The 22,597-nt window shown below is 46.9% G+C and carries 17 protein-coding genes and 3 tRNA genes; 11 read left to right on the plus strand and 9 right to left on the minus strand.

Going from position 1 to position 22,597, the window contains the following annotated elements:
* The first annotated feature begins 209 nt into the window (after nt 1-209).
* From IY568_RS22900 to IY568_RS22940, 9 genes are all read left to right on the plus strand, one after another.
* A tRNA-Lys gene (locus tag IY568_RS22900) sits at nt 210-285 on the plus strand.
* Nucleotides 286-322: 37 nt separating this feature from the next.
* Nucleotides 323-398: transfer RNA gene (locus IY568_RS22905), tRNA-Lys, on the plus strand.
* 131 nt (nt 399-529) lie between these two features.
* The gene (nadA, locus tag IY568_RS22910) at nt 530-1,573 is read left to right on the plus strand and encodes a quinolinate synthase NadA (RefSeq protein ID WP_194868804.1); all 1,044 of its coding nucleotides are present in this window, start codon (nt 530-532) and stop codon (nt 1,571-1,573) included.
* Between the two features lie 109 nt (nt 1,574-1,682).
* Nucleotides 1,683-1,773: transfer RNA gene (locus tag IY568_RS22915), tRNA-Ser, on the plus strand.
* 157 nt (nt 1,774-1,930) lie between these two features.
* A complete protein-coding gene (locus tag IY568_RS22920; RefSeq protein ID WP_194868805.1) occupies nt 1,931-2,959 on the plus strand; it encodes a GGDEF domain-containing protein in 1,029 nt (342 codons plus the stop codon).
* Nucleotides 2,960-3,114: 155 nt separating this feature from the next.
* The gene (recC, locus tag IY568_RS22925) at nt 3,115-6,414 is read left to right on the plus strand and encodes an exodeoxyribonuclease V subunit gamma (RefSeq protein WP_194868806.1); all 3,300 of its coding nucleotides are present in this window, start codon (nt 3,115-3,117) and stop codon (nt 6,412-6,414) included.
* Nucleotides 6,401-9,937, plus strand: coding sequence for an exodeoxyribonuclease V subunit beta (recB, locus tag IY568_RS22930; protein ID WP_194868807.1), 3,537 nt, complete (start codon nt 6,401-6,403; stop codon nt 9,935-9,937). Before recC ends, recB begins: the two co-directional genes overlap by 14 nt.
* Nucleotides 9,937-11,853 (plus strand): exodeoxyribonuclease V subunit alpha, encoded by a 1,917-nt coding sequence (gene recD, locus IY568_RS22935; RefSeq protein WP_194868808.1) that lies wholly within the window; start codon nt 9,937-9,939, stop codon nt 11,851-11,853. The genes recB and recD overlap by 1 nt, the downstream gene beginning before the upstream one ends.
* A gap of 234 nt (nt 11,854-12,087) precedes the next feature.
* Nucleotides 12,088-12,609: a DUF962 domain-containing protein gene (locus tag IY568_RS22940; protein ID WP_194868809.1), complete on the plus strand. Its 522-nt coding sequence runs from the start codon at nt 12,088-12,090 to the stop codon at nt 12,607-12,609.
* A gap of 12 nt (nt 12,610-12,621) precedes the next feature.
* On the opposite strand, the gene IY568_RS22945 is transcribed toward IY568_RS22940, so the two are convergent.
* Nucleotides 12,622-13,578, minus strand: coding sequence for an FHA domain-containing protein (locus IY568_RS22945; protein WP_010382174.1), 957 nt, complete (start codon nt 13,576-13,578; stop codon nt 12,622-12,624).
* A 344-nt stretch (nt 13,579-13,922) separates the two neighbouring features.
* On the opposite strand from IY568_RS22945, the gene IY568_RS22950 reads away from it, so the two are divergent.
* Nucleotides 13,923-14,513: a CBS domain-containing protein gene (locus IY568_RS22950; RefSeq protein WP_010382172.1), complete on the plus strand. Its 591-nt coding sequence runs from the start codon at nt 13,923-13,925 to the stop codon at nt 14,511-14,513.
* Nucleotide 14,514: 1 nt separating this feature from the next.
* On the opposite strand, the gene IY568_RS22955 is transcribed toward IY568_RS22950, so the two are convergent.
* The 3 genes from IY568_RS22955 to IY568_RS22965 form a co-directional block, all read right to left on the minus strand.
* Nucleotides 14,515-15,426, minus strand: coding sequence for a M14 family metallocarboxypeptidase (locus tag IY568_RS22955; protein WP_194868810.1), 912 nt, complete (start codon nt 15,424-15,426; stop codon nt 14,515-14,517).
* Between the two features lie 62 nt (nt 15,427-15,488).
* Nucleotides 15,489-15,899, minus strand: a complete 411-nt coding sequence (locus IY568_RS22960) for a hypothetical protein (protein WP_125561898.1) — start codon at nt 15,897-15,899, stop codon at nt 15,489-15,491.
* 106 nt (nt 15,900-16,005) lie between these two features.
* Entirely contained in the window at nt 16,006-16,866 is an 861-nt protein-coding gene (locus tag IY568_RS22965) for a hypothetical protein (RefSeq protein ID WP_125561896.1), read from the minus strand.
* Between the two features lie 227 nt (nt 16,867-17,093).
* On the opposite strand from IY568_RS22965, the gene IY568_RS22970 reads away from it, so the two are divergent.
* Nucleotides 17,094-17,486 carry a hypothetical protein gene (locus IY568_RS22970; protein WP_125561894.1) on the plus strand — a complete coding sequence of 131 codons (393 nt, stop codon included), beginning with the start codon at nt 17,094-17,096 and terminating at the stop codon, nt 17,484-17,486.
* Nucleotides 17,487-17,519: 33 nt separating this feature from the next.
* Here IY568_RS22970 and IY568_RS22975 read toward each other — a convergent pair whose 3' ends face one another.
* The 5 genes from IY568_RS22975 to IY568_RS22995 all read right to left on the minus strand — a co-directional run bounded on the left by IY568_RS22975 (nt 17,520) and on the right by IY568_RS22995 (nt 22,580).
* Nucleotides 17,520-18,458 (minus strand): LysR family transcriptional regulator, encoded by a 939-nt coding sequence (locus IY568_RS22975; protein ID WP_049865864.1) that lies wholly within the window; start codon nt 18,456-18,458, stop codon nt 17,520-17,522.
* A 12-nt stretch (nt 18,459-18,470) separates the two neighbouring features.
* On the minus strand, nt 18,471-20,195 hold the full coding sequence (aceK, locus tag IY568_RS22980) for a bifunctional isocitrate dehydrogenase kinase/phosphatase (protein ID WP_194868811.1): 1,725 nt from the start codon (nt 20,193-20,195) through the stop codon (nt 18,471-18,473).
* A gap of 114 nt (nt 20,196-20,309) precedes the next feature.
* Nucleotides 20,310-20,783, minus strand: a complete 474-nt coding sequence (locus IY568_RS22985; protein WP_194868812.1) for a DUF4124 domain-containing protein — start codon at nt 20,781-20,783, stop codon at nt 20,310-20,312.
* A gap of 83 nt (nt 20,784-20,866) precedes the next feature.
* Entirely contained in the window at nt 20,867-22,363 is a 1,497-nt protein-coding gene (locus tag IY568_RS22990; RefSeq protein WP_194868813.1) for a DUF3413 domain-containing protein, read from the minus strand.
* A 4-nt stretch (nt 22,364-22,367) separates the two neighbouring features.
* Nucleotides 22,368-22,580 (minus strand): DUF1414 domain-containing protein, encoded by a 213-nt coding sequence (locus IY568_RS22995; protein WP_010382154.1) that lies wholly within the window; start codon nt 22,578-22,580, stop codon nt 22,368-22,370.
* Nucleotides 22,581-22,597: the final 17 nt, after the last annotated feature.

A 22,597-nucleotide genomic window follows, 5' to 3' on the forward strand; every position in this document is an offset into this window, starting at 1 on the left:
ACTGATGCAGATAGTGGCGCTTGTGCATTATTTGAATAGACCTGAGCACCATGTTTGAACGGAAATTGTTCGACAGCGTGCGACTAGCTCAGTTGGGTGAGAAAAACGAAGCACCGCTTCGCAGTTTTCGAACGCGAGTCAGGACGACGACGCTAACCGATAGCCGTTCCCAATCTTCAGGACGATTTAATGGCACTTTAACACCGAGCGGGTCATTAGCTCAGTTGGTAGAGCAGTGGACTTTTAATCCATTGGTCGATGGTTCGAGTCCATCATGACCCACCATTTCAAATTTGGTGTATTACTTAAGTAACTTTCGAGCGGGTCATTAGCTCAGTTGGTAGAGCAGTGGACTTTTAATCCATTGGTCGATGGTTCGAGTCCATCATGACCCACCATTCTTGTTACCTCTCTTCTTTATCATAATCTTTTAAATATTCCTTCAAAATACCGACTTCAACTAGGATTATCGCCCCGATTTTCGTATAATTCGCGAATATCCCGTATATGTGGACTAGTGGTCGAGAGAATGAGTCTAGCAGAACAAATTATGCCGGAGGATTATATTTTTCCTCCAAAACCTGCCCCTTTAACTAAGCAGGAACAAGCCGAATATAAAACCAGAATTAAAGCGTTGTTAAAAGAAAAGAACGCCGTTTTGGTTGCCCATTATTATACCGATCCCGAGATTCAGGCTCTGGCTGAAGAAACGGGCGGATGTGTCGCTGATTCACTGGAAATGGCGCGTTTTGGTGCCAAGCAACAAGATGTTGATATGATCATCGTTGCCGGTGTGCGCTTCATGGGTGAAACAGCCAAGATCCTGACACCAGAAAAAACCGTTGTTATGCCAACTCTGGCAGCAACCTGTTCACTGGATGTGGGCTGTCCTATCGATGCGTTTTCTGCGTTTTGTGATCAACACCCGGACAGAAAAGTGGTTGTGTATGCAAACACCTCAACCGCGGTGAAAGCACGTGCCGACTGGATTGTTACTTCCTCATGTGCACTGGAGATTGTAGAGCATCTGGATTCTGAAGGTGAGAAAATCATCTGGGGCCCTGATAAACACCTGGGTTCTTACATTCAAAAGAAAACCGGTGCGGATATGATCATGTGGAACGGCGCTTGTATCGTTCACGATGAGTTTAAAACCAAGGCACTGAAAGACATGAAGGCATTGCATCCGGATGCTGCAGTATTGGTACACCCCGAATCGCCGGCTGAAATTGTTGACCTGGCAGATGCCGTTGGTTCAACAAGCCAGTTGATTAAAGCTGCGCAGGATATGCCGAATCAGAAATTCATTGTCGCGACTGACCGTGGTATCTTTTACAAAATGCAGCAGCTGTGTCCTGAAAAAGAATTCTTTGAAGCACCTACTGCGGGTGAAGGCGCAACCTGTAAGAGCTGTGCGCATTGTCCGTGGATGGCGATGAATGGTCTCAAAGCCATAGAAGAAGCGTTGATCGATCCAAGTGGCAAAGAAGTCTTCGTTGATATGGAACTACGTGAAGGTGCTTTGCGCTCATTGAATCGCATGCTGGACTTCTCAGCAAGTTTGCAAAAGTAGGTCAAGTTGCTTAGATACTAAGCACTTAGCCGTGTTTTTACAAAAATTACTTGCTAAAGTGGTACACTTTTCATAGTATTAGCGCCGCACCTTAGCGGTGCTACAGTGCGGAGAGATGGCTGAGTGGCTTAAGGCGCACGACTGGAACTCGTGTATACGTTTATAGCGTATCGAGGGTTCGACTCCCTCTCTCTCCGCCATTCCTAATTTAAAAAAGGCGTCCATCGGACGCCTTTTTGCGTTTTACTTTTTCCTGTCATAGCGTCTAATAGTTTCTGGTGATGCTACACTTGGTAGTACACACTTGGCTAAAAAGCCGTTACTATATTCGGCATTAATCGAGTCTGTGAATATCTAATGCAAGAAGAACTTCTCAATTCAGTCATCAAAATAACTAAAACAAGAGACATAGATTCACTCGAATACAGTCTGCTTTCGACGATTCAGGAGCTGGTAGGGTGTAAGCATCTGTGTGTGTATAAAAACTTTAATACTCAGGAAGATCTTGCGGTAGAGCGAAGTATTGGATTAACCATGCATGGTGAGCGGGAATTTGAATGGCTTGACAGGCAAGTAATTGAGCAACCACAGTCTGAGTTGATTTCTTGTTTGCAGTCTTCCTGCATTATTACGGTGCAAAGTGCAGACGGCATAGAAAAGCGTTGGTTGCCTATCAACATCCATGAAACACCGGTGGGTGCAATAGAAGTACACTCAGGTGGTCTGGACAGTAGCGAGCAAGTGCTGCTTAACGCCTTTGTGCGTATTTACGAAAATTATCTGACCATATTGCACGAAAATGAGCGGGATAAGCTAACCGGTTTGTTGAATCGTCAGACCTTTGAGAAAAAACTCAAGCAGCTGTTAGAGAAACAGGTCATAAAACAAAACCGCCATATTCGCGATGACCAGGACCCACGTACATTCCATCAGGGCGCTACGTCTTGGCTAGCTATGGTAGACATAGATCATTTCAAACAAGTGAACGATAACTATGGTCATGTCTGCGGTGATGAAGTACTCCTGCTGGTTGCGCAAAAAATGCAGCAGTTTTTCCGCTCAACGGATCTGTTATTTCGCTTTGGCGGCGAAGAGTTTGTCTTAGTGTTTGAACCCACAGATCAGGCTTCCATCGAGGCAAAATTAGAAAAGTTCTTAGCCCTTATTCGTAACACGCACTTTCCGTTTGTTAAGAAGCTGACTGTCAGTGCCGGGCTTGCGCGGATCAGCCCTTATGATTTCCCAATCAATGTATTAGAGAATGCAGACAGAGCTTTGTATTATGCAAAAGAAAATGGCCGCGATCAGCTGGCGTTTTTTGAGGCGCTGTTAAATGAACATAAACTGGAGCGTCATGACGAAGGCTCCGGGATCGACTTATTCTAAACGGCTCGCACATTCAGCGGTAACATCATTCAGTTACCGCGCCCTTTACTCATTTTCCTCAGGTTACAGGCAATCAGGCACGTTGATATTAGCCTGCGAAATCTCTTACACTGACCAAAGCCCGAATACTTGGTTAAAAAGCCAGAGACATCATTATGTTGCATATAATCCAATCAAATCGCATGGAAGCCCTTCAAGCGCAATTTACGACATTATTGAAGCAGGCTCCGCTTACGGATCCTTTTGCCAATGACATTGTACTGGTGCAGTCGCCAGGTATGTCTCAGTGGCTCAAGAATGGACTGAGCCGGGATATTGGGTATGCCGCACAGGTTGAGTTTCCGTTGCCACTGAGTTTTATCTGGCAGCTGTATCAACAGTTTCTGCCAGATGTGCCAAAAGAGTCCCCGTTTAATAAAAATAACATGAGCTGGAAGCTTTTCACTTTGCTGCCACAGCAGCTCTCAAATCCGCTTTACGAGCCGCTCAGAGCTTACCTTGAGGATGCCTGTGACCAGTCACAAAGTGAGCTAAAGCGCTTTGCGTTGTGTGAGAAAATTGCCGACGTGTATGACCAATATTTGATGTACCGGCCAAACTGGTTAGAACAGTGGGAGCAAGGCACGGATACGCTTGAGGATGTCGATATTAATATCGCGCCCTGGCAACCTGATCTGTGGCGGATATTGGTAGCACACACCCACCAGCTGGGACAAAGCCCCTATAACCGGGCAAATATGCACCAGCAATTGCTGACAAAACTGGCCGAAGCCGACCCGACAACCTTACCTGAGCGGATCTGCATATTCGGTCTTTCTGCCATGGCGACTAACCAGTTAGAGATATTTACTGCACTGGCGCAAAAGAGTGATGTCATATTGTTCTTTTTTAATCCCAGTGAGCACTATTGGGGCGATCTGGTTGATGAGAAAACCCAGGCTAAGATCCTTGCCAAGTATCAGGTAAGGCCAGCAGTGGATGCCCAGCTGCAAAAACAATCCGGGGAAGCCAGCTATTACAATACGGGCAACCCCTTGTTGTCCTCCTGGGGTAAGCTAGGCCGAGATTATCTGGAGCAGCTATTACAAACTGATGCACGATGGCTGGATGGCTTTGTTGACCAGTTTGGCGACAGTTTGCTGGCTCAGTTACAGCGGGAAATATATCAACTTGCTTTTAAGGGGGAATCCCTGGTCGATGATCCAAATTGGTACGTAAGTGCCCAAGGGCGCCTGACCATAGAGCAGGCTGACAGCTCGTTACTACTGTGTGACTGCCATACCCCTTTGCGTGAAGTTGAGCTGTTGCATGATCATTTGCTGGGTTTGTTTCATGAAGACCCGACACTGACGCCAAAAGACATCATCGTCATGATGCCAGACGTAGGCACTTATAGTCCTTATATTGAAGCCGTATTTGGCAGTGCATCAGGGGTGAGAAAAATACCTTTTGCACTGGCCGATATGAGCATAGATCAAGAAAAGCCTGTACTGAACTCGTTTGTAACACTGGTTGGCCTGCCATTTAGTCGTTTTAGTGTGTCGGATATACTGGACCTGTTGGGGGTTGAACCCATCAGTAACCGCTTTGCTGTTGAGCAGAGCGAGTTTGTTCAGATCCAGACCTGGCTTCAGCAGGTGGCTGTAAAGTGGGGACTCAATGGTGAACATAAAGGTGATTATGGATTGCCGGAAATTGCCCTCAATACCTGGCAGCATGGTCTTAAACGATTGCTTTTGGGTATTGCCAGTGCCGATGAACTGACGGCGTATAATGAGATATACCCGGCAGACGCGGTAGAAGGCATGGCAGTGAATACATTGAGCAAGCTCATTGCTTTTATTGAAGCGCTGGCGCAGGCGCGCGAGCAGCTATTAGTCGCGACACCGCTCGATGAGAAATGCGCAGTGTTGAGACAGATGCTGGCAGACTTTTACGATCAGGACACAGAGCAGAGCTGGGATCTGATGCAGTTGCATAAGGTGATCGACGGACTGGAAAAGCACCATGAGAATGGCGATTTTGCCGGTGCCGTTGACGCTAAAATTGTGTTGCATCAAGTTCGTCAGGGAATAAAAGATAAGGGCGTCGGACAAAGGTTTTTGGCCGGTGCGGTGAACTTTTGTACCCTGATGCCGATGCGGGCGGTGCCGTTTAAAGTTGTTTGCTTGTTGGGTATGAATGACGCCGATTATCCGCGACAAGTGCAACCCATTGGTTTTGATTTAGTGCCGTATTCGCGTCGTCGTAAAGGTGACCGCTCGCGTAAGCTGGATGACCGTTATTTGTTTTTAGAAGCGTTGCTCAGTGCACGCCAGCATCTCTATATCAGTTACCTGGGACGCTCATGTTATAACAATGAGCCTCAGGTACCGTCCATTCTGGTCAGCGAGTTATGCGAATATCTGGACCGCGCTTTTTGCTATCCTGATGAGTCACTCAAACCCAGTGAGCAGGTATATCGTCAGGCCCCTTTGCAGCCGTTCAGCAATCAGCATTATCTGCCAGGCACTTTGCACAGTTTCAATCCCAACTGGTGCCCGTCAAACAGTGAGAAACACACTGAAGTGGCGCAACAGAACACCGAGTCTGCTATTGAGGTTGAGTTGGCTGAAGAGTTGGAATTACCCGATTTTTTGCGCGCTTGTCTGGCACCGCAGCGCTGGTTTTATCAGCATACGCTGGGCGTACGTCTGGTCATGCTGGAAGAGGACACACCAGACAGTGAACCATTTGCCTTAGACCCTCTGACGCGCTATCAATATCTGGATGAAATTTTGCACAGTGAACTGAACGATGCCCCTTTGCCTGAAGCCCAGCTGCTGCAGCGAGCTCAGCTGCCACAGGCCAATGTGGGGGTGGTGGAACTGCAAAAGCTCAAAGGGCGTGTTGCTGCCATGTCGGGGCGTTTAAAAGACGTTATGACGGAGCATGTGGAACCCATAGAAGTATCGCTGCAAATTGGTACAACCCAGTTACTCGGCTGGCTTGCCAATGTCTATCAGAGCAAACAGGTATTTTATCGTACAGCCAGCATCAAAGGTAAAGATCGGATCCGTGGCTATCTGATGCACTTGATAGCTAACTGCGTGACCCAAGATATAGAAACTCATATTTATGGGCTGGACGAGCAAGTTGTGTTTGCGCCGCTTGGCCATGATGAGGCACATAAGCAGCTGTCAAAATGGCTGGCGTTTTATGCCCAGCTGGTTACCCGGGCTGTGCCGTTTTTCCCGGCCACCAGTTACGAATATTGTAAAACGCAAGATATGAGCAAAGCCCTGAATAAATTTGTGGGTGGTCAGTACATAGGGTTTGGTGACAGTGAAGATCCTTATGTCGCTTTGAGCTTCCCGTCTTTACAGGCTTGTGAAGCTGAGTTTGTTCAGTTGAGTAGTGATCTACTGACTCCCCTTATTGATCTTGCACAGGAGACCCGCTATGAGACGGCTTGATCCCCAAACCATGCCTCTGTCGGGCCATAACCTGATTGAGGCCAGTGCCGGAACTGGCAAAACTTATACCATCACAGGTTTGTATTTGCGTTACTTACTGGGGTTAATTGATAACCAGACCCAAACTACCCCCCTTAGCGTTGAGCAAATCCTGGTGGTGACGTTTACCGATGCTGCCACTCAGGAGATCAAAGATCGGGTACGCAAACGGATCGTGCAGGCACGGGATGCTTTGTTGGGTAGCGAATGCAATGACACGCTGATCATTGAGTTGCTGGCACAAGTGGCTGATCAGGAAGCTGCGTATCACTTGCTGGATGCTGCCGCTAAGTCCATGGATGAAGCGGCCATTTTTACTATTCACGGCTTTTGCCAGCGTATGCTCAAGCAGCATGCATTTGAATCTAACCTCAGCTTTAATTTGGAATTTATCCTGGATGACAGCGAGTTATTTAACGCGGCAGTGGAGGATCACTGGCGGCGCTTTGTTTACCCGTTAGATTCAGACAAAACTGAGCTGGTTTTATCACATTTCTCTCACCCACAGGCGCTGGCAAAACGCCTCTATCCCTTGCTCAAGCGCGGTGACGCTCGATTACAGCCAGAACTGGATCTGGCAGTTGTGCTGGCGCAAAGGGCCGAATATCAAAGCCGTGCAGATAAGTTTAAACAGCAACTGTTAAACTCAGACTTTTTTCAGGTGCTGCGCGACTCTGGCATTGCGAAGAATAAAGCGCCCGGACGACCTGCCAATATCCAGGCGTTAATCGACTACTGTATGGGGGATGGCTGGTATTTTGAGTTTGGTACCAGTAAACATTCCTTTGCTTTATGGGGAGAAGCGCAATTAAGTGATCCGAAGAACTACACTAAAACGGGTAAGCCGATTGTGCATCCGGCGATGAGCTGGTTTGATGAAATGGCACAATTACATCAAAGTGTTGCAAAGGGGCTGCCTATTGCGTTATTGCAACATGCATTGAATGAAGTGCGCGCTTTGATGGCGCAGGCTAAGCTCGAACACAGCCTGATCTCGCCGGATGATCTGCTTCAGAATTTGCATCAAGCATTGCATGGCGCACAAGGTGAGGCGCTGGCAGAGAAAATTGCACAGCTCTATCCGGTCGCTATGATTGATGAGTTTCAGGATACAGATCCGATCCAGTTTGGCATATTTTCACGTGTTTATGGCACTGACAGCAGTTGCGGCCTGACCATGATAGGCGACCCGAAACAGGCCATTTATGGCTTCAGGGGGGCGGACATCTTCACCTATATCGGTGCCAAACATCAGGTCGACGAAGCCCGGCAATTCACACTGGATAAGAACTATCGTTCAGCCAAGCGGGTAGTTGCTGCCGTGAATGCGATTTTTACTGCGCAGGCAGATAGTTTTATATTCAATCGCGACATACCTTTTATTGAAGTTGAGGCGGCAGGTAAAGACGCCGACAATACGTTTACCCTGGATGGTGTTGAACCTGCGGCCCTGCAATTCAACGTACTCGAGGACGACGATTCGCCCGTTACGACCAAAGCCACGGCCTACCCACTGCTGGCGCAGGGATTTGCCGCACAGATTGCGCAGATCCTCACAAAGGCTCAGCAAGGGCATGCTTGTATAGGTCAGCGACCTGTGCTGGCAGCAGATATTTGTGTACTGGTTCGTGACAGGGGAGAAGCGGGCGTTATTAAGCACGCTTTACAGGCGGCAGGCGTGAGCAGCGTATACCTGGCCCGGGACAGTGTTTTTTCGCAGCCCGTGGCCGTTGCTGTGTGGCAGTTATTACACGTGGTGCATGGCAGTTATGATGAAGCCGCTTTGCGTGGCGTACTGGCCGGGCCTTTGTTTGCATTGAGTGAACAGCAAATTTTTGCATTGCGTACCCAGGAAGGGCAGTGGCAGCGTTATCTGATGCAGTTTGCCCACTTGAAACAGCTTTGGTATCAACAGGGAGTCATGGCAACTTTGGAGTCTTTACTGGTAGACAACCAATTAGTCAGACTGTGGCAGCAAGCTGGCTTTGAAGTAGAGCGCTGGCTGACTGATTATCGCCACCTTGCCGAGTTGTTGCAACATAAACAGATCGAACTTGAAGGAACGCAGCGGGTCATGCGCTGGTTACAATCTCAGTGCGCTAATCCTAGCTATGAGGGCACCCAGTTACGCCTGGAGAGTGACGCCGATCTGGTTAAAATTGTCACAATGCATGCTTCTAAAGGATTGGAATACCCGCTGGTCTACCTGCCTTTTGCCAGTGCTTATCGGGAGGCCAGCGAAGCAATTTACCATGATAATGGGGAGTTGGTGCTGGATTTGGATGCCGACGATAGCGCACAGCAAAGCGCTGAGCGGGAACGCCTTGCAGAGGATATTCGGCTGCTTTATGTGGCGTTAACACGGGCGATTCATTTTTGCAGCCTCGGTTTGTATAACTTGCCACTGGGGCGCAGCAAAAAGCCAGGGATCCAGCAATGTGCGCTAGGGCACGTGCTGTTTGGCACCGATAAAATTACCGATGCTACACAGTGGCATGAACAGCTACGCAGCTTATGTTCAGTCCATGAGGGGATGGCTTATCAGTCATTGCAGGTCGCACCTTGTGTTTATCAACCAGAGCGGACAGAGTCACCTCAGCGTTTGCAAAGTCGAGCCGTCGAAGTGGTGATTGAACAAAACTGGCGAATGACCAGCTTTAGTCAGCTGAGTTATCATGAGACAAGTGCTGATCGGCCTGTGGGTGCACAGGATGAAAACCATAAAATAGATTTGCCTGAGTCCAGTGTGATCAAGCGTTACACCCCTTATACTTTTGTGAAAGGTGCCCGGGCGGGGAGCTGTTTACACGAAATCTTTGAGCAGATTGATTTCACAGCGCCACACGCGCCCACCCGGCCGGACAAACTGACTCTGGCCGAGGCGACTCAGACTTGCCTGGAGAAATATCACCTGGACACTGTCTGGCAGGAAACGCTTGAGCATTGGATCGAGGGGTGTTTAAATGCGCCCCTAATGCCCTTACCAGAGCTGACTCTGGGTCAGTTGTCAGTATCTGACTGCCTGGTAGAAATGGAGTTTCAGCTACCCCTGAAACGTTTGTCCTATACCCGGCTAAATAAATTGGTTGCGCAAATCACAGGTGTGCCCAGCCATTTGCGCTTTGATGAGGTGCAGGGCATGTTAAAAGGCTTTATCGATCTGATTTTTGTCTGGCAGGGGCGATATTTTATCCTCGATTATAAATCAAATTATCTGGGTGACACGGCGGCAGACTATCAGGCTGACAATTTGGCCCTGGCGATGAGCTCGCATCAATACCATCTTCAATATCTGATCTATTCTGTTGCTTTACATCGACTACTAAAGCACCGTCTTACAGACTACAGCCCTCAGCAGCACCTCGGCGGCGTGTATTATTTGTTTTTGCGTGCATTACCAGACGGTGCCGGTTGCTTCTTTACGCAACTGGATGAAAGAACGTTATTGCAATTGGACGCCTTATTTGATGCGGGAGAACAATAATGACACAGGGGATGTTTGAATTTCAGTCTGATGATTTGGATCACCAGGCATATATTGCGCTGCTGGTACATACCCAGCGCGTGCGTGCTGCCGATGTCGCCCTGGCAAAGCTGTTGTGTCAGGAGCAGTATGATGCGGTATTCTATCTTGTTTTGTTGCTGCAACGGGCTGAACAAAGTCAGCATACCTGTTTATTGCTGGCAGACATCGACTGGCAGAACCCCTTTTCGTTGAGTGCTGAAGAGATGACGGTATTTGCGGGTATGTCAGGCGCAGCGCATACTTTGCCCTACACGCCGTTTGATAGTCCGGATGCTGCCCTCGGTGCGTTGCAATCACACCCTGCGGTAGGAGAAAACAAGCCGTTAAGGTTATTTTCAGGCCGGTTATACCTGGCGCGATTAGCAGAATATGAAGCGTACCTGAGTAGTCGTTTTTTACAGATGGCCCGGCAACCTATCCAACTGAATGAATCACAATTAAGTGGGTTGCTGGATCAGTATTTTCCCAGTGGCAATGCTGAGGGGGTAGACTGGCAAAAGGTCGCTTGTGCAATGGCTGCATCGAGCGGGTTTTGCGTGATCACTGGAGGTCCGGGAACCGGTAAAACCACCACCGTGACTAAGTTATTGGCTATCTTGCAATCTCTGTATACCGAGGTGCCACTGAGTATCAAGCTGGTGGCTCCAACCGGCAAAGCGGCTGCCAGGCTCAGCGAATCAATTATTGGGGCGAAAGGGCGTTTGGCGTTGGCCCCCGAACTGGCCACTCTGATCCCCGAACAGGCGCAAACAGTGCACCGTTTGCTTGGCGTGATCCCACATACCAATCGTTTTATTCATCATGAACAAAACCCGCTGCATATCGATTTGCTGATAGTAGATGAAGCATCTATGGTGGATCTGGCCTTGATGAGCAAGCTGGTCAGGGCATTACCTTCCCATGCCAGATTGATCCTGTTGGGCGATAAAGATCAACTGGCTTCGGTCGATACGGGGAGCATTCTGAGCGATTTGTGTAATCATCTGAAACTGGGATCACAACCCGCCTATACCGCCAGCCGTGCGGCGTTTTTAAATCAGGTGTGCTTTGCTGGGCAAGCCTTATTAAAAGGTAAAGCAACGTGTTATGCACTGGCTGACGCCACGGCGTTTTTGCAACAAAGCCACCGCTTTAAAAGTGACAGTGGGATCGGCCAGCTGGCGAGTGCGGTGAATCATAACCAGCCCGAGCGACTGCAACAGGTGATCAACCATGGCTTCAGCGATTTGAGTTTTTATGGGCTGAGTGTGAGTCAATACAACGCGCTTTTGGAGCGAGCGGCTGATCATTACAGTCGATACCTGGCAGCCATTGTGGATAAACGAGAGCCAGAGGAGGTGCACGGGCTGTTTAGTCAATATCAGCTGCTGGCTGCTGTCAGAGAGGGTCCTTATGGTGTTTCTGAGCTGAATAAGCGAATTGAACAAAAGCTTGCTCAGCGTGGACTGATTGCGCCGTTTAACCGTTTCTATGCCGGGATGCCGATTATGATCACGCAAAATGATTATCAGCTAAAACTCTTTAATGGCGATATTGGTATTCTATTGCCTGATGAGCAAGATCAGCTCTACGCAACCTTTATCGACGAGCAAAATACTGTCAGGCACTTTTACCCGGCGAGGCTGCCCAGTTATGAGCTGGTATATGCCATGACGATCCACAAGTCGCAGGGGTCGGAGTTTGATTATACCGCGCTTATTTTGCCGCCTATTCAGCGTGCAGGCAAAGGGGTAAATCGCCAGTTGGTGTACACAGGAATTACACGCGCAAAGCGACATCTGGAGCTCAATTGTCAGCCACAAGTATTACAACTGTCTATGCAAGCGCAAGCCGGACGGCATTCAGGAATGTCGGATAGGTTATGTTTTGGTTAAATTTATGTTTTTATCTTGTTTGTTTTTTTCTTTGGTCTACAGTAGTAGATAACGGAGATGACAGACAGTGTTCATCACCGTTGATAACCCAGTGATTTATGCCGCCAGTCGCCTGGCGGCATTTTTATTTTTCCTTCCCGGACCGTTGTGTAGGCCACATAGTGGTACAGTGTTGACTTTTTCAGCAGATTGTTGCTTTATAAAATAAAGTAATTACTCAAAAGAACTAGAAAGATGAAAACACTTGAGCAACACCTGGTCAATTACGCCTTGTACCACAGAGATAAGCGCAACATTGCGACCCACTTTGTTGGCGTCCCACTGATTGTGTTTGCCGTTGTCTGGATGACATTCTGGCCATTGGGAAGCGTTTTTCAGACGCAACTGAGCTTGTCTGGCGGCTTAATTCTGCTGACTAGTATGTACTACTTATATTTGTCGCCCACGCTTGGCAGCTGGATGATAGCCTTTCTGTTGATTTGTCAGGGGGCCGTTACTTTGGCATTCGATGCAGCCACACATGCAGGCCTGGACGTTGTCTGGTTTTATGTCACGGGGCTCGGGTTATTTGTCATTGGCTGGGTTATCCAGTTTATAGGACATTATTTTGAAGGGAAGAAACCCGCTTTTGCGGATGATCTGATGGGGCTGCTGATTGGACCGCTATTTGTCATGATGGAATTGCTTAACAAAGTTGGATGCTTTAAAGCACTGGAACAGCAGGTAAACAATCAGGCCGGTCCGTACCGGCCCTGAACAACGTGTGCGTTAGATTGAAATTCGGGTTTCAAGCTGGCAGCCTTTAACAATGGTAATATTCTGACAGTTCAGACGAATCTTTCCGTTGTTGGTTTCCAGCACATAGGCTAACTCGGGTGCTTTGTCGCCGCCAGCTTCTGTCAGTTGTTTACGAGCACGATGCACCATAATGTTCATATGATTGGTTTGCACGCCAAGTGCTTTGGCCAAATCTTCTCGATAAAGCCACCCCTGAGACTCGGTATCCATCCCATTTTGTTTATCGTCAATGCGTGTTCTTGCCAGCAGCAGCATCAGATAGTGGTGAGTACGACAGCCCAGGTCAATTTCCTGCCCTTCCAGCTCCAGTGTTAAATCGGTTTTTTCTTCATCCTGACTAACGCTAAAGTTGAGTGCAATGGGTTTCACAATCGGCTGATTGTCGAGGTGCTTGGTCATAGTTGATGTGTTGGCGCAGTAAAACAACCATTGTTGGCCAAATAAGGAGACCACTCCTCCGTCAATCAGTGCTTGCCGGTCCGAGGTATTTAAATCTTCGAGAAACCAGTAATTCAATAAGGCATCAAAGTAGACGATGTGACTGGCTTCTTCGTCATTGGGCAGCAGTATTTGGTTTTCAAGTTCGATCACCTGATTGGCGTTCGTCTGTGAAACCAGGTACTGGCAATTGGCATTTAAATTTGCCACAACATAAGAATTTTGCCCAGGTGCAGCAAAGTCAATTTTATCATTTTCGGAGAGTTGATAGGGTAGGTTCTTATCAATTTTCTTGTCGTTGATCCAGATCCCATTGGTGCTGACGTCGCGGATCAACCACGTGTTGTTTGCATGTTCAATGATGGCATGGTGCCTTGATATGCCTGGCTTATCGACGAAGGTATCTACATTAAATTTGTAACGCCCAAAAGTGTGATAACTTTTTAGGTAAATTTTTTCTAGTTTCTGTTCATCGATTAAATATGCCATAAGATTTTCCTAACTTTCCGTATAAGTGACGCACACGAATTTGCACTTCGGTGGAGATTCTACCTTGTTGAAGGGACTATTTCCTTAGTTACCTTCAGTTTATAAAAAGAACCCGCCGAAACGGGTACTGTTATTTCAGGAAGTATTCACAATAATAACAACCGAAGAGACAGGCTATTATCGTGTCCGGGCAAAGACAATTGCGAACATTATCATTGTAACGAGTCAGCTCGTATCTTGCCATTACAGTGGATTACACCGAGCGGGTTAGTCCCTTGCATAAAGTGCAACGATGAACCATATTTTCTGTATGGTTCGGCCACAGGGTCGATAGTGGAGGGGATATGAGTGAGTATAAATCGCTACAAACATTAAAGTTAGAAGGGGTCTATCAGTTTTGTGATTACTACGATGCGGAGCCATTGAGTTTATCCAGTCCTGCGGTTAAGGTGATCACAGATTTTGCCAGACGCCAGCCACAAATGATCTTAAAAGACGTGGACATAGATCATGCAGTTTATATGATGCTAAATGGTCATGTACGGTCAAAACTGGTGGTTGATCATGATGACACCTTTCTTGGCGTGGTGAACTCCAAGGACCTATCAGGTCGGCGGGTATTAACCATTGCACAGAAGCGCCAAGTTGCACGCAGTGACTTAACCGTTGAAGACGTCATGACTAAAAAGCAGGATTTGCATGCAATGCGTTTTTCGACAGTGGCAAGCGCCAAGATAGGTGATGTGTTACAGACACTTAGGGAACTTGGCCAGCAACACGTTCTGTTAATGGATGAAAAAGGGGGCTTGAGGGGCATGATATCGTCTTCTGATATTGCCCGAGCGCTGCATGTGCCCGTGAATATATTCCAAAAAGCTCACTCCTTCAGAGACATATTTGAGATCATTCACGAGCATGGGGAGCTGATGGCCTGAATTAGCTTTGGGCTAGCAGATAATTCATTGCGCCTTCAATCGCCGCAACCTGACCATCGATACAGTTTTGTGGCGTCGTATTTGGGCTATCCGGGTAGACCTCTGTGGTCGTGACATACGCTGCGTTTGTCATACCCATACACAGACCTAGATTGGTTGCATCGTAGTTGATAACACCGAATTGTTCAATTGGCACGCCAATTAGGGCACCATGCTCGTCCGCATCGGCAATGTGCGTAACCTTTTGTACGCTGTTGATTATTGCTTGTTGAAATGCCGCTTCTGGCTTTTGAGTGTGACCGACCAAATAAAAACCGTCCGGAATATTCCAGTTATGATTGACTTTACCGTCACGGGCTGCGAGGGCTGGGCGAAACTCACTGTTGTCCGTATCGGTTGTTTCGTGCAAGTCTATATGCATCAGAATGGAGGCCATATCCGACTTGATGTATTCCATCGCAAGACGTGATTCTTGAGCCGGACTGTCGGCATAAAATGAGCGATTTGGATCTACCGCCGCCGGGTTCCATCTGTTTATTGTCTCGTAACCCCACGGGCTAATACAAGGCAATATAAGTAGGTTGAACCTGCCTTCATAAGTTTTTGCATGTTTTTTCGCAAATGCCAGTGCACCTAAAATGCCACTGGTTTCATAGCCGTGTACACCACCTGTAACCAGCACCACAGGTAAATCTGGACGCCAGGTAGCAGACTTTAATGCGTACAATGGATAATGTGTTTCATAATTAAGCACACCATATTGTTCAACTTGATAGTCTGCCCTGAGTGCGCTGATTTGAGGCTCAATGTCTTCGAAATAATCACGCTTTTTTGCTTGCTGAGCGAGCCATTGTTGTTTTTCGCTTGCTTGCCAAGGCTTACCAGTTTGTCCGATAGAATACTGCTGTGTCATAACATGTCTCTGTTGTTTTGATATCTGCATGCTAATTAGATTGTGCGCCTTGGGCAAGTGGGTTACGCCAGGTAACCCAGGTTTTTCAAACGCTGTTGCTGCTCTTTACGTACTCTGAATGCCAGTAACTTAATAATCCCGTTGTTAGTCTTAACCTGAGTCATAGTCAGACCAATATAATTGACAAATTCAATGGACTGAATGTTTTCAGCCGGTACGTAACGTTGGCGGCCAGTCAGGCTAAAAAACGACAAACCTTGGTTACACAGTGTCACGCGTTTGTGACCCGCCATGCTCAGTAAAAAGTTGATGGCGAATGCGATGCTAACCACACTGGCAATGGTGATTTGCATGGTTGCGAGAAAAGACAGATTGAGTTCGGTGAACAGCCCTGCCAATGCTAATAGCGCAATAACGAAAGCGCCAACTACACAATAAAAAGTCGTATTGATTTCCAGTTTTAGTTCATTCATTACTTGTTCCTAATTTGACGTATTCCCGAGAGGCAGGAAATTTAGGAGAAGAAAATGGAAGAAATATGAATACCCCAAATTAAAACTAACAATTGCGATTTTAGGGTTAAAGTGTATGCCAATCATCCACCAAAGGGTTGATAAAGCCGCAGTGTCGATAGGACTGATAGATGAAATTCTTTGCTTTTAATTTTGTCAGGCCGCGTTTTAATGCGTTATACGCCTCTTCTCCTTGCGGGTGAAGTCTGGATACGACGAAATGTCGACTGTCCTGGAGTGCGACTTTAACTCCCTCTATGGCTTCTATCCGATAACCCTGGCCTTCATAGTAAAATGGCCGGGTGTTATTGAAGGAAACCAACATAGCATCTACCCATCCATTGCTCACCAGTTTGGCCATAGTGATCCAGTCATCTTCATGATGTAATTGCTGAGGTGCAAGCGCTGTGAGCGTAACCCAATCAACCAACCATGCTTTACTACTCACGATACTTATTTGGCTGAGATCTGTGGAAATTTTTTCCCGTAATCGAGTTTTGTTAGAGGCTGACGTATAGATCCCCGCAAAGTATGCCCCTTTGTTAATGATAGGGGGAGAAATATACACCTTTTGAGCAATGGTGTTTGCCTGAGACAGCCAGATAGTGTCAAAGCTCATCAGCAGCAACCCTGATTCAAGCAGTTTTAAGTTTCTTGCATCATAGTTTCCAAGGGTGAAGCTAAAGGTATGCTGGAAGCCTCCTTCCAAAAGTGCGCGTTGTGCGATGAGAAACTCGACGACATCACGTTGGCACCTGGGGTGGTTGAATATCTCCTCCGTGAATTCAGAAATGGATTGATCGGCCAGTATTTCTTTAGCGTATTCATAAATGTCTTGTTCGATTGAAATCGAAATTCGGGCGTGTGTTGAAAAAGAAAGGCCTAAAATAAGTAGCAGTTTCAAGTATAAGCGGTTAAGGCAAGACATAATGACTTCCTGTGTGTATTAAGGCAAGTCTAGTTCAGTGCCCACTAATTGACTATTTTTTAAGTGACAACCTTGAGTTTGTAGAATATGTTTGAATGCTGTGGAGTGTGTTTGTCTAGAAGGCATACGCCTCCATAGATTCAGGCACACCAGCTGGAGGCAGGATACTGAGTCCAGCCTATGTGCATGGCTGTTGGTTGGCGTTATATCAAGTACAAGGAACTAAGATGAAATTTGAACAACTGTTGAACCACTTTGACATGGGTATCTGTGTGGAGCAATTGCAAAAAGAATCCTTGTTGGATATTGCTTTGTTATTTGTTTGCATTGATGAAAAAATAGAAACCGAAGAAATGGACATTGTCCGGGACTGGGCGAATACATTACATTGGAATTCGGCTATTACGTTGCAAGATTACATGGATGATGCGCTGGGCAAGTGCCTAATTGCGATTAAGCAGGAAGAAACAGAGTGCTTTATCCAGCATAGATTGAGTCATATTGTTGATAAACCCATGCGCGAACTTGCGGTGTCAATTGCGCACCGGATCAGTGAAGCGAATGGGGAAGTGTGTGACAGTGAGAAACGTGCTTTGGCCATGTTAGAAAGCGAGATATAGGGCATCCACCCTATATCTGAGCACCTGTAGATGTTATTTCAGGGCTTCCGCTACCTCAGCGATTTTTTGTCTAAGCCAGATATGGCTGGCGTCGCGATGCAATAACGGACTCCAGATCATATCCAACTCGAAGGGGGGGATAGGAAACGGAGGTTCTAAAATAGCCAAATTCGGATCATCGCTATATATGTTTGCCGCTTTTGATGGCAAGGTTGCGATGAGATTTTGCTCTTTTGCCAGGTGAATTGCGACATGGTAATTACGTGTAAATGTGGCAATGTTCCTGTGCTTGCCAAAGTGAGCCAATGCTTCGTCAACCCAACCCAGCTTTTGCACATCAGCCGGGTCCATGCCTACCCCTACACCAAAGCCCGTTTTGCTAACCCAAATATGCCGAGCTTTTAAGTAGGCATCCAGATTAAAGTGCGTTCTGATAGGGTTGTCTGACTTAATCAGGCAGCAAAAACTGTCTTTCCAGATCCGCTTATGATGAAATGATTGAGGTAAGTTTTCAAAGCGGTTAATTGCCATATCGACTTTACCATTTTCCACGTCATGAAAGGTTACATCACTGGGTGTCAGGATATCGAGAGTCGTATCTGGGGCCTCCATATGCAACTTATTCAATAGCTTAGGTGCTAAAGTGCTGGCTGCATAATCGCTGGCCATAATGCGAAATACGCGTTTGCTCTGCCCAGGTTCAAACTCACGATTGGGTGCCAGAGTTTCTTCCAGCGTCATTAAAATACCGCGGATCACTGGCTGGAGCTCCAGTGCGCGCTCAGTCGGAACCATGCCCTCACTGGTGCGTACAAGGATTGGATCATTAAACAAGTTGCGAAGCCGCTTCAGGCCATTACTCATCGCGGGCTGGGTGATACTTAGCTGGTTTGCGGCACGAGTGACGTTGCACTCTCGCAGTAGCGTATCGAGATAGACCAGTAGATTCAGGTCAATTTTGCTTATGTTCACTGTGTTCCTTTGTTATTTTATATGTCGATAGAAGCGTTGTGAGGCCGGGTAAGGATAGACTTGCTTAACCACGTGAGCCTGTATATCCCGTTGCGCCTGTTGCCAGTATTCCACCTTCAATAAGGCTTCGTGCGACTGTTCAAACACCGCTCTGAGTTTAGGGTCTGTGAGTACAAATGTACATAACTGTTGTGGAAATACGTCGTTTGGTGCTGCCGAGGGCTCGGCCACACCACTATATAGGTCTTCCAAAGATGGGCTGGGCATGGGCCGGAAGTTCATGTCAGTAAGATATTGCACCTCATCATAATCGTAAAATATAACCCTATGGTGCTTAGTGACCCCAAAGTTCTTGAGCAGCATATCGCCCGGAAAAATATTTACGCTGAGCATCTCTTTGATAGCGTGGCCATAATCTTCGATGACTTTGTAAGCGGTTGGCTCATCGGCGGTTTGCAAAAAGAGATTCAGCGGTGTCATTCGGCGTTCAATGTACAGGTGTTTGATCACCAGATAATCCCCTTCGTCTCGCACACTGTTACTGATTGTGGCTTTGAGCGTATCGAGAAGTGATGGAGAGAACTTTCGCTTGGGAATAACGACTTCAGAATACTCGATGGTGTCAGCCATACGGCCAACACGGTCGTGACTTTTCACCAGTTGATAGCGCGCCAGCACCGTATCTCTGCCAAACGGTTTACTTTCGGCAAAAACATCTTTAATCACTTTAAAGACAAAAGGAAAATTAGGTAACGTAAACACCATCATAACCATACCCGGTGTACCTGGCGCTATGGTGAACACGTCTTCGCTGTGTTGTAAGTGAAACAGAAAATCACGGTAGAATTCAGTTTTCCCTTGTTTATGAAATCCGATGGCGTTGTATAGCTCTGCCGTTGTTTTATTCGGCATCAGCTGTTGTAAAAAGCCCACCATAGCTGAAGGGGCATGAGTTTCTACCAGGAAATACGCTCGGGCAAAACCAAAAATAATCCGCATTTGCGCACTTTTAGTTAACAGCGCATCGATGTACAGGCCGCCCTGAGGGTGATGTAAAAGGGCGATAATAAAAGGTTGGACACCCGATTTGGACACCACCCGGCCTACGATATAAGCGCCTTTATTACGATAAAAGGGGGCTGTGAGAATATCAAAGCGCAGTCCATGATGGCTATGGTGAGTGCTTGGTGCTTGTTTGATAAACGCTTTGACCAGCATTCTGATATCCTGTTCCAGATCGCGAAAACCGCACTGTAAGTCCATGTGTGAAATCATATTGCGAATAGTGGGCTTTAACCCAGAGATGACCGGGAAATAGCTGCGAAATTCCGCTTCTATCGGCAAGGTGGTTGGCTTTGTTAACGTTGTTTCCACAAAAATAAAGTCATTTTTGTAGTAGCGCCGATGAAACAGGCGACAGAAAACAGAGTTAAAAAAAGTCTCTGCCAGCTCTGCCTGGGGATGAAAAGAAAGGAGTTCAGCGTAATGTTGTTTGACCTGGTGCCATAACGCTTCATCAGGCGTATCCTGTGATGTTTGACGCTTCAGAGCTGTGACGGTGTCATTAACACGAACGTCATACAGAGTTATCCGTTGCTTGCTTATTTGCTCGATTTCTCCCCATCTTTGCTGTGCAAATGCTTGGGGAGCGCGCGCCGTTATTTGTTGAAATAACGCGTAGTGAGCGTGAAAACCGGAAAGAATTTGCTCTGTAATTGTTTGAACCTGGTAGCTCATCGGACCTCCTAATCTGCGAGTTACTTTAGCGCACAAGTGCCAGTCTCTCAAGTTTGTATTTAGGTCATCCGTTATGCGCCACGCTCAAGAGCGCTTGTCTTGAAATAAGGGCGTTTATTCAAGTCGTTTAAGGCGCTTTTCCAAGCTCGCTATTTCTTTGTTCAGCAGCTTAACTTCCTTGAGGTAAGCTGTATTGATCGATTTGATGTTGCGCTTTACATCTTTAAGTGTTTTTGCTCTCTCACTTTTTTCCATCATACGCGAAATGCGCCGCTGCTCATCTCGGGTGGCTTCGTCTCGTTTTCTACCTAAGATTGCTGCCTGATGTTTTTTGGCTCTAAGTGTCTTTTTTAACCGCAGGACCAGCTGCTGCCGCTCAATATTGTTCAAGGTTTTGGTATGCTGGCCAGTGGGGGCTGGTGCTTGTGGATCGGAGTGGCTTAAAGTATGTTGTTCAGCATTGGCTGCGCACGGATGCTGGCTGTAAACAACCGCCTTATCGGTGACACATTTGTAGTAACTGAAGGTTGTTTTTGCCTGGCTTAGCATAGGCAATAACAGCCAAAACATGATGATCAATATCTTCATAGCGTGTGCTTCCCTGAAATCTATATTTACATTTCAAGATAGTAAAATTGTTCGATATCGCAAGTGTTGTGGCAGACGCCATGTTACTTTACAGCAGGCGTCTGATTGAACTGTTTGAGTCGCTTAATACTCTGAATTAAAAAGGGGACATCCAGTTTTTGATCTAGAGTAAAGCCTTCTTTTGCAGAAATCTGCTTATAGCTCCCGTCCTGTGCTATCAGTGTAATACGGTCTTTCTTGTAAGCAACTAACACACCACGAGAATAGTTTACCCCTTCATTGAGTGTGTCCGTGGCAACATTATTGCCCAGCATACTTGCTGTTGCGAGTGTACTACACTGAAAATGCTCTGACGCAATGGTTGTCATGACATCGCTGACCTGAATTAGCCCGGTATGTCCTGAAAACGCTGGGATATTGGTATAAAAGCGGGTTGTGGTCACTATATCTGAGCTGTTTGGCTCGACTATGAGGATAGTCGGTGGTGTTTGCTCTGTAATAAGTGGGCTTTGGTCACTATATGACACCCGTACATCCGCATTTTCGACAGTGTTAATGTAATCGAATTTGGGCAGTCCAGAGACCGACAAAGACAGGCGGTTTGACCAAACTGGCGGAGCTTTACTTTCCATTAAAGACTGTTTGTAGTAGGCAGGAAGACCATACAGCAGATTAAACCTGAAATCCTCACTCAACGTTGGGGCCAGCAGCTGCTCTGAACCATGCCAGCCAAGTTGTACTAGCTGACTTTCAGTTTGCTCCGACAGTGTTTTTACTATGCTCAGGTTGACTGGAGCATCCTGAGCCGGACACGATGTCAGTGACGCTGGTGGATGATAGTTTACTTCGTTGGGCCCGACATTCAGCGATCTTGCCTGGTTATATTCTTGCATATCGAGTAGCTCGTGTCTGGCAAGGAGTGTTTTGGCTGTGGTTGGATAAGATAATGGCAGTACGTTATCCTGCATTGTGATGTCGAAGTAGCTATTTGCATCTGCCCAGATATGCATAATGTGACTGCTTGCAAAGCAAGTGACCAATATCGTGCTGGCGACTTTAGGAAAGGAGTAACTCTTTAACCGCTCAAGGTGACGCCATGCATGATTGCCGACAATCAGTTCAAACCCTAAAATAGCAGCAATCATTGCAAGCACAATCAGGCTATTGACGGCAGGGGAGCTACTGATAGTCTTCCAAAACAAGGAAAGAATTTCAGGCAGTGCCTGAAGGTTCAAGTGGTAGCCAAGCTGGAAATAGACAAATGCATCAACACCCAGTACCGTGATACCTAAGGTTGCAATACAGGCGGCCATTCCTCGAATATGCCTTGGATAGGGGAATATCAGACTGAGTGGGAATATACTCAGTACAAATACACAAAAGGTAATAAAACTGGTGTGGCTGAGCCAGGTCACCAGCATATATAGCCAGCCAAGTAGCGTTGTCGGTGCTTTGTCAGCGGCCAGATAGCTTAAAGTAATGGCTAATACTAAGCCGATGTTGGCAAAGGTAAACCAATGCCCCCAGCTCAAGAGCTGACTGGCCTTTGACGAAAAAGGGCTGTGCGAAGAAAGGTTCATTCAGTTACTTTACCGACTGGGTCAACGCCTTGGCAAAATTTTCAGCAACCGCTTGTCTTTTCTGTTCCGGTACATGCTCTTTGATGATGTGCGTGATAGAATTTCCCAAACACATTAAGCTTAAATCAACGGTTGCCTGATTCTCTGTCAGTACGTTTAACAGTTGGTCGACAATTTGTTCTACTTGTTCGTTGGAATATTTAGACTGGATAGGCATCGGTTGGTTCAAATAAA

It is taken from the genome of Pseudoalteromonas sp. PPB1 (assembly GCF_015356275.1).
Taxonomy (GTDB): Bacteria; Pseudomonadota; Gammaproteobacteria; order Enterobacterales; family Alteromonadaceae; genus Pseudoalteromonas; species Pseudoalteromonas rubra_D.

Coding starts and splice junctions, on each gene's coding strand:
- IY568_RS22995 (WP_010382154.1), bottom strand. CDS start 22,580: ATGCCTATCCAGTCTAAATATTCCAACGAACAAGTAGAACAAATTGTC.
- recC (WP_194868806.1), top strand. CDS start 3,115: ATGTTGCATATAATCCAATCAAATCGCATGGAAGCCCTTCAAGCGCAA.
- IY568_RS22940 (WP_194868809.1), top strand. CDS start 12,088: ATGAAAACACTTGAGCAACACCTGGTCAATTACGCCTTGTACCACAGA.
- recB (WP_194868807.1), top strand. CDS start 6,401: ATGAGACGGCTTGATCCCCAAACCATGCCTCTGTCGGGCCATAACCTG.
- IY568_RS22920 (WP_194868805.1), top strand. CDS start 1,931: ATGCAAGAAGAACTTCTCAATTCAGTCATCAAAATAACTAAAACAAGA.
- IY568_RS22960 (WP_125561898.1), bottom strand. CDS start 15,899: ATGAATGAACTAAAACTGGAAATCAATACGACTTTTTATTGTGTAGTT.
- IY568_RS22990 (WP_194868813.1), bottom strand. CDS start 22,363: ATGAACCTTTCTTCGCACAGCCCTTTTTCGTCAAAGGCCAGTCAGCTC.
- IY568_RS22945 (WP_010382174.1), bottom strand. CDS start 13,578: ATGGCATATTTAATCGATGAACAGAAACTAGAAAAAATTTACCTAAAA.
- recD (WP_194868808.1), top strand. CDS start 9,937: ATGACACAGGGGATGTTTGAATTTCAGTCTGATGATTTGGATCACCAG.
- IY568_RS22950 (WP_010382172.1), top strand. CDS start 13,923: ATGAGTGAGTATAAATCGCTACAAACATTAAAGTTAGAAGGGGTCTAT.
- IY568_RS22965 (WP_125561896.1), bottom strand. CDS start 16,866: ATGTCTTGCCTTAACCGCTTATACTTGAAACTGCTACTTATTTTAGGC.
- IY568_RS22985 (WP_194868812.1), bottom strand. CDS start 20,783: ATGAAGATATTGATCATCATGTTTTGGCTGTTATTGCCTATGCTAAGC.
- aceK (WP_194868811.1), bottom strand. CDS start 20,195: ATGAGCTACCAGGTTCAAACAATTACAGAGCAAATTCTTTCCGGTTTT.
- IY568_RS22955 (WP_194868810.1), bottom strand. CDS start 15,426: ATGACACAGCAGTATTCTATCGGACAAACTGGTAAGCCTTGGCAAGCA.
- nadA (WP_194868804.1), top strand. CDS start 530: ATGAGTCTAGCAGAACAAATTATGCCGGAGGATTATATTTTTCCTCCA.
- IY568_RS22970 (WP_125561894.1), top strand. CDS start 17,094: ATGAAATTTGAACAACTGTTGAACCACTTTGACATGGGTATCTGTGTG.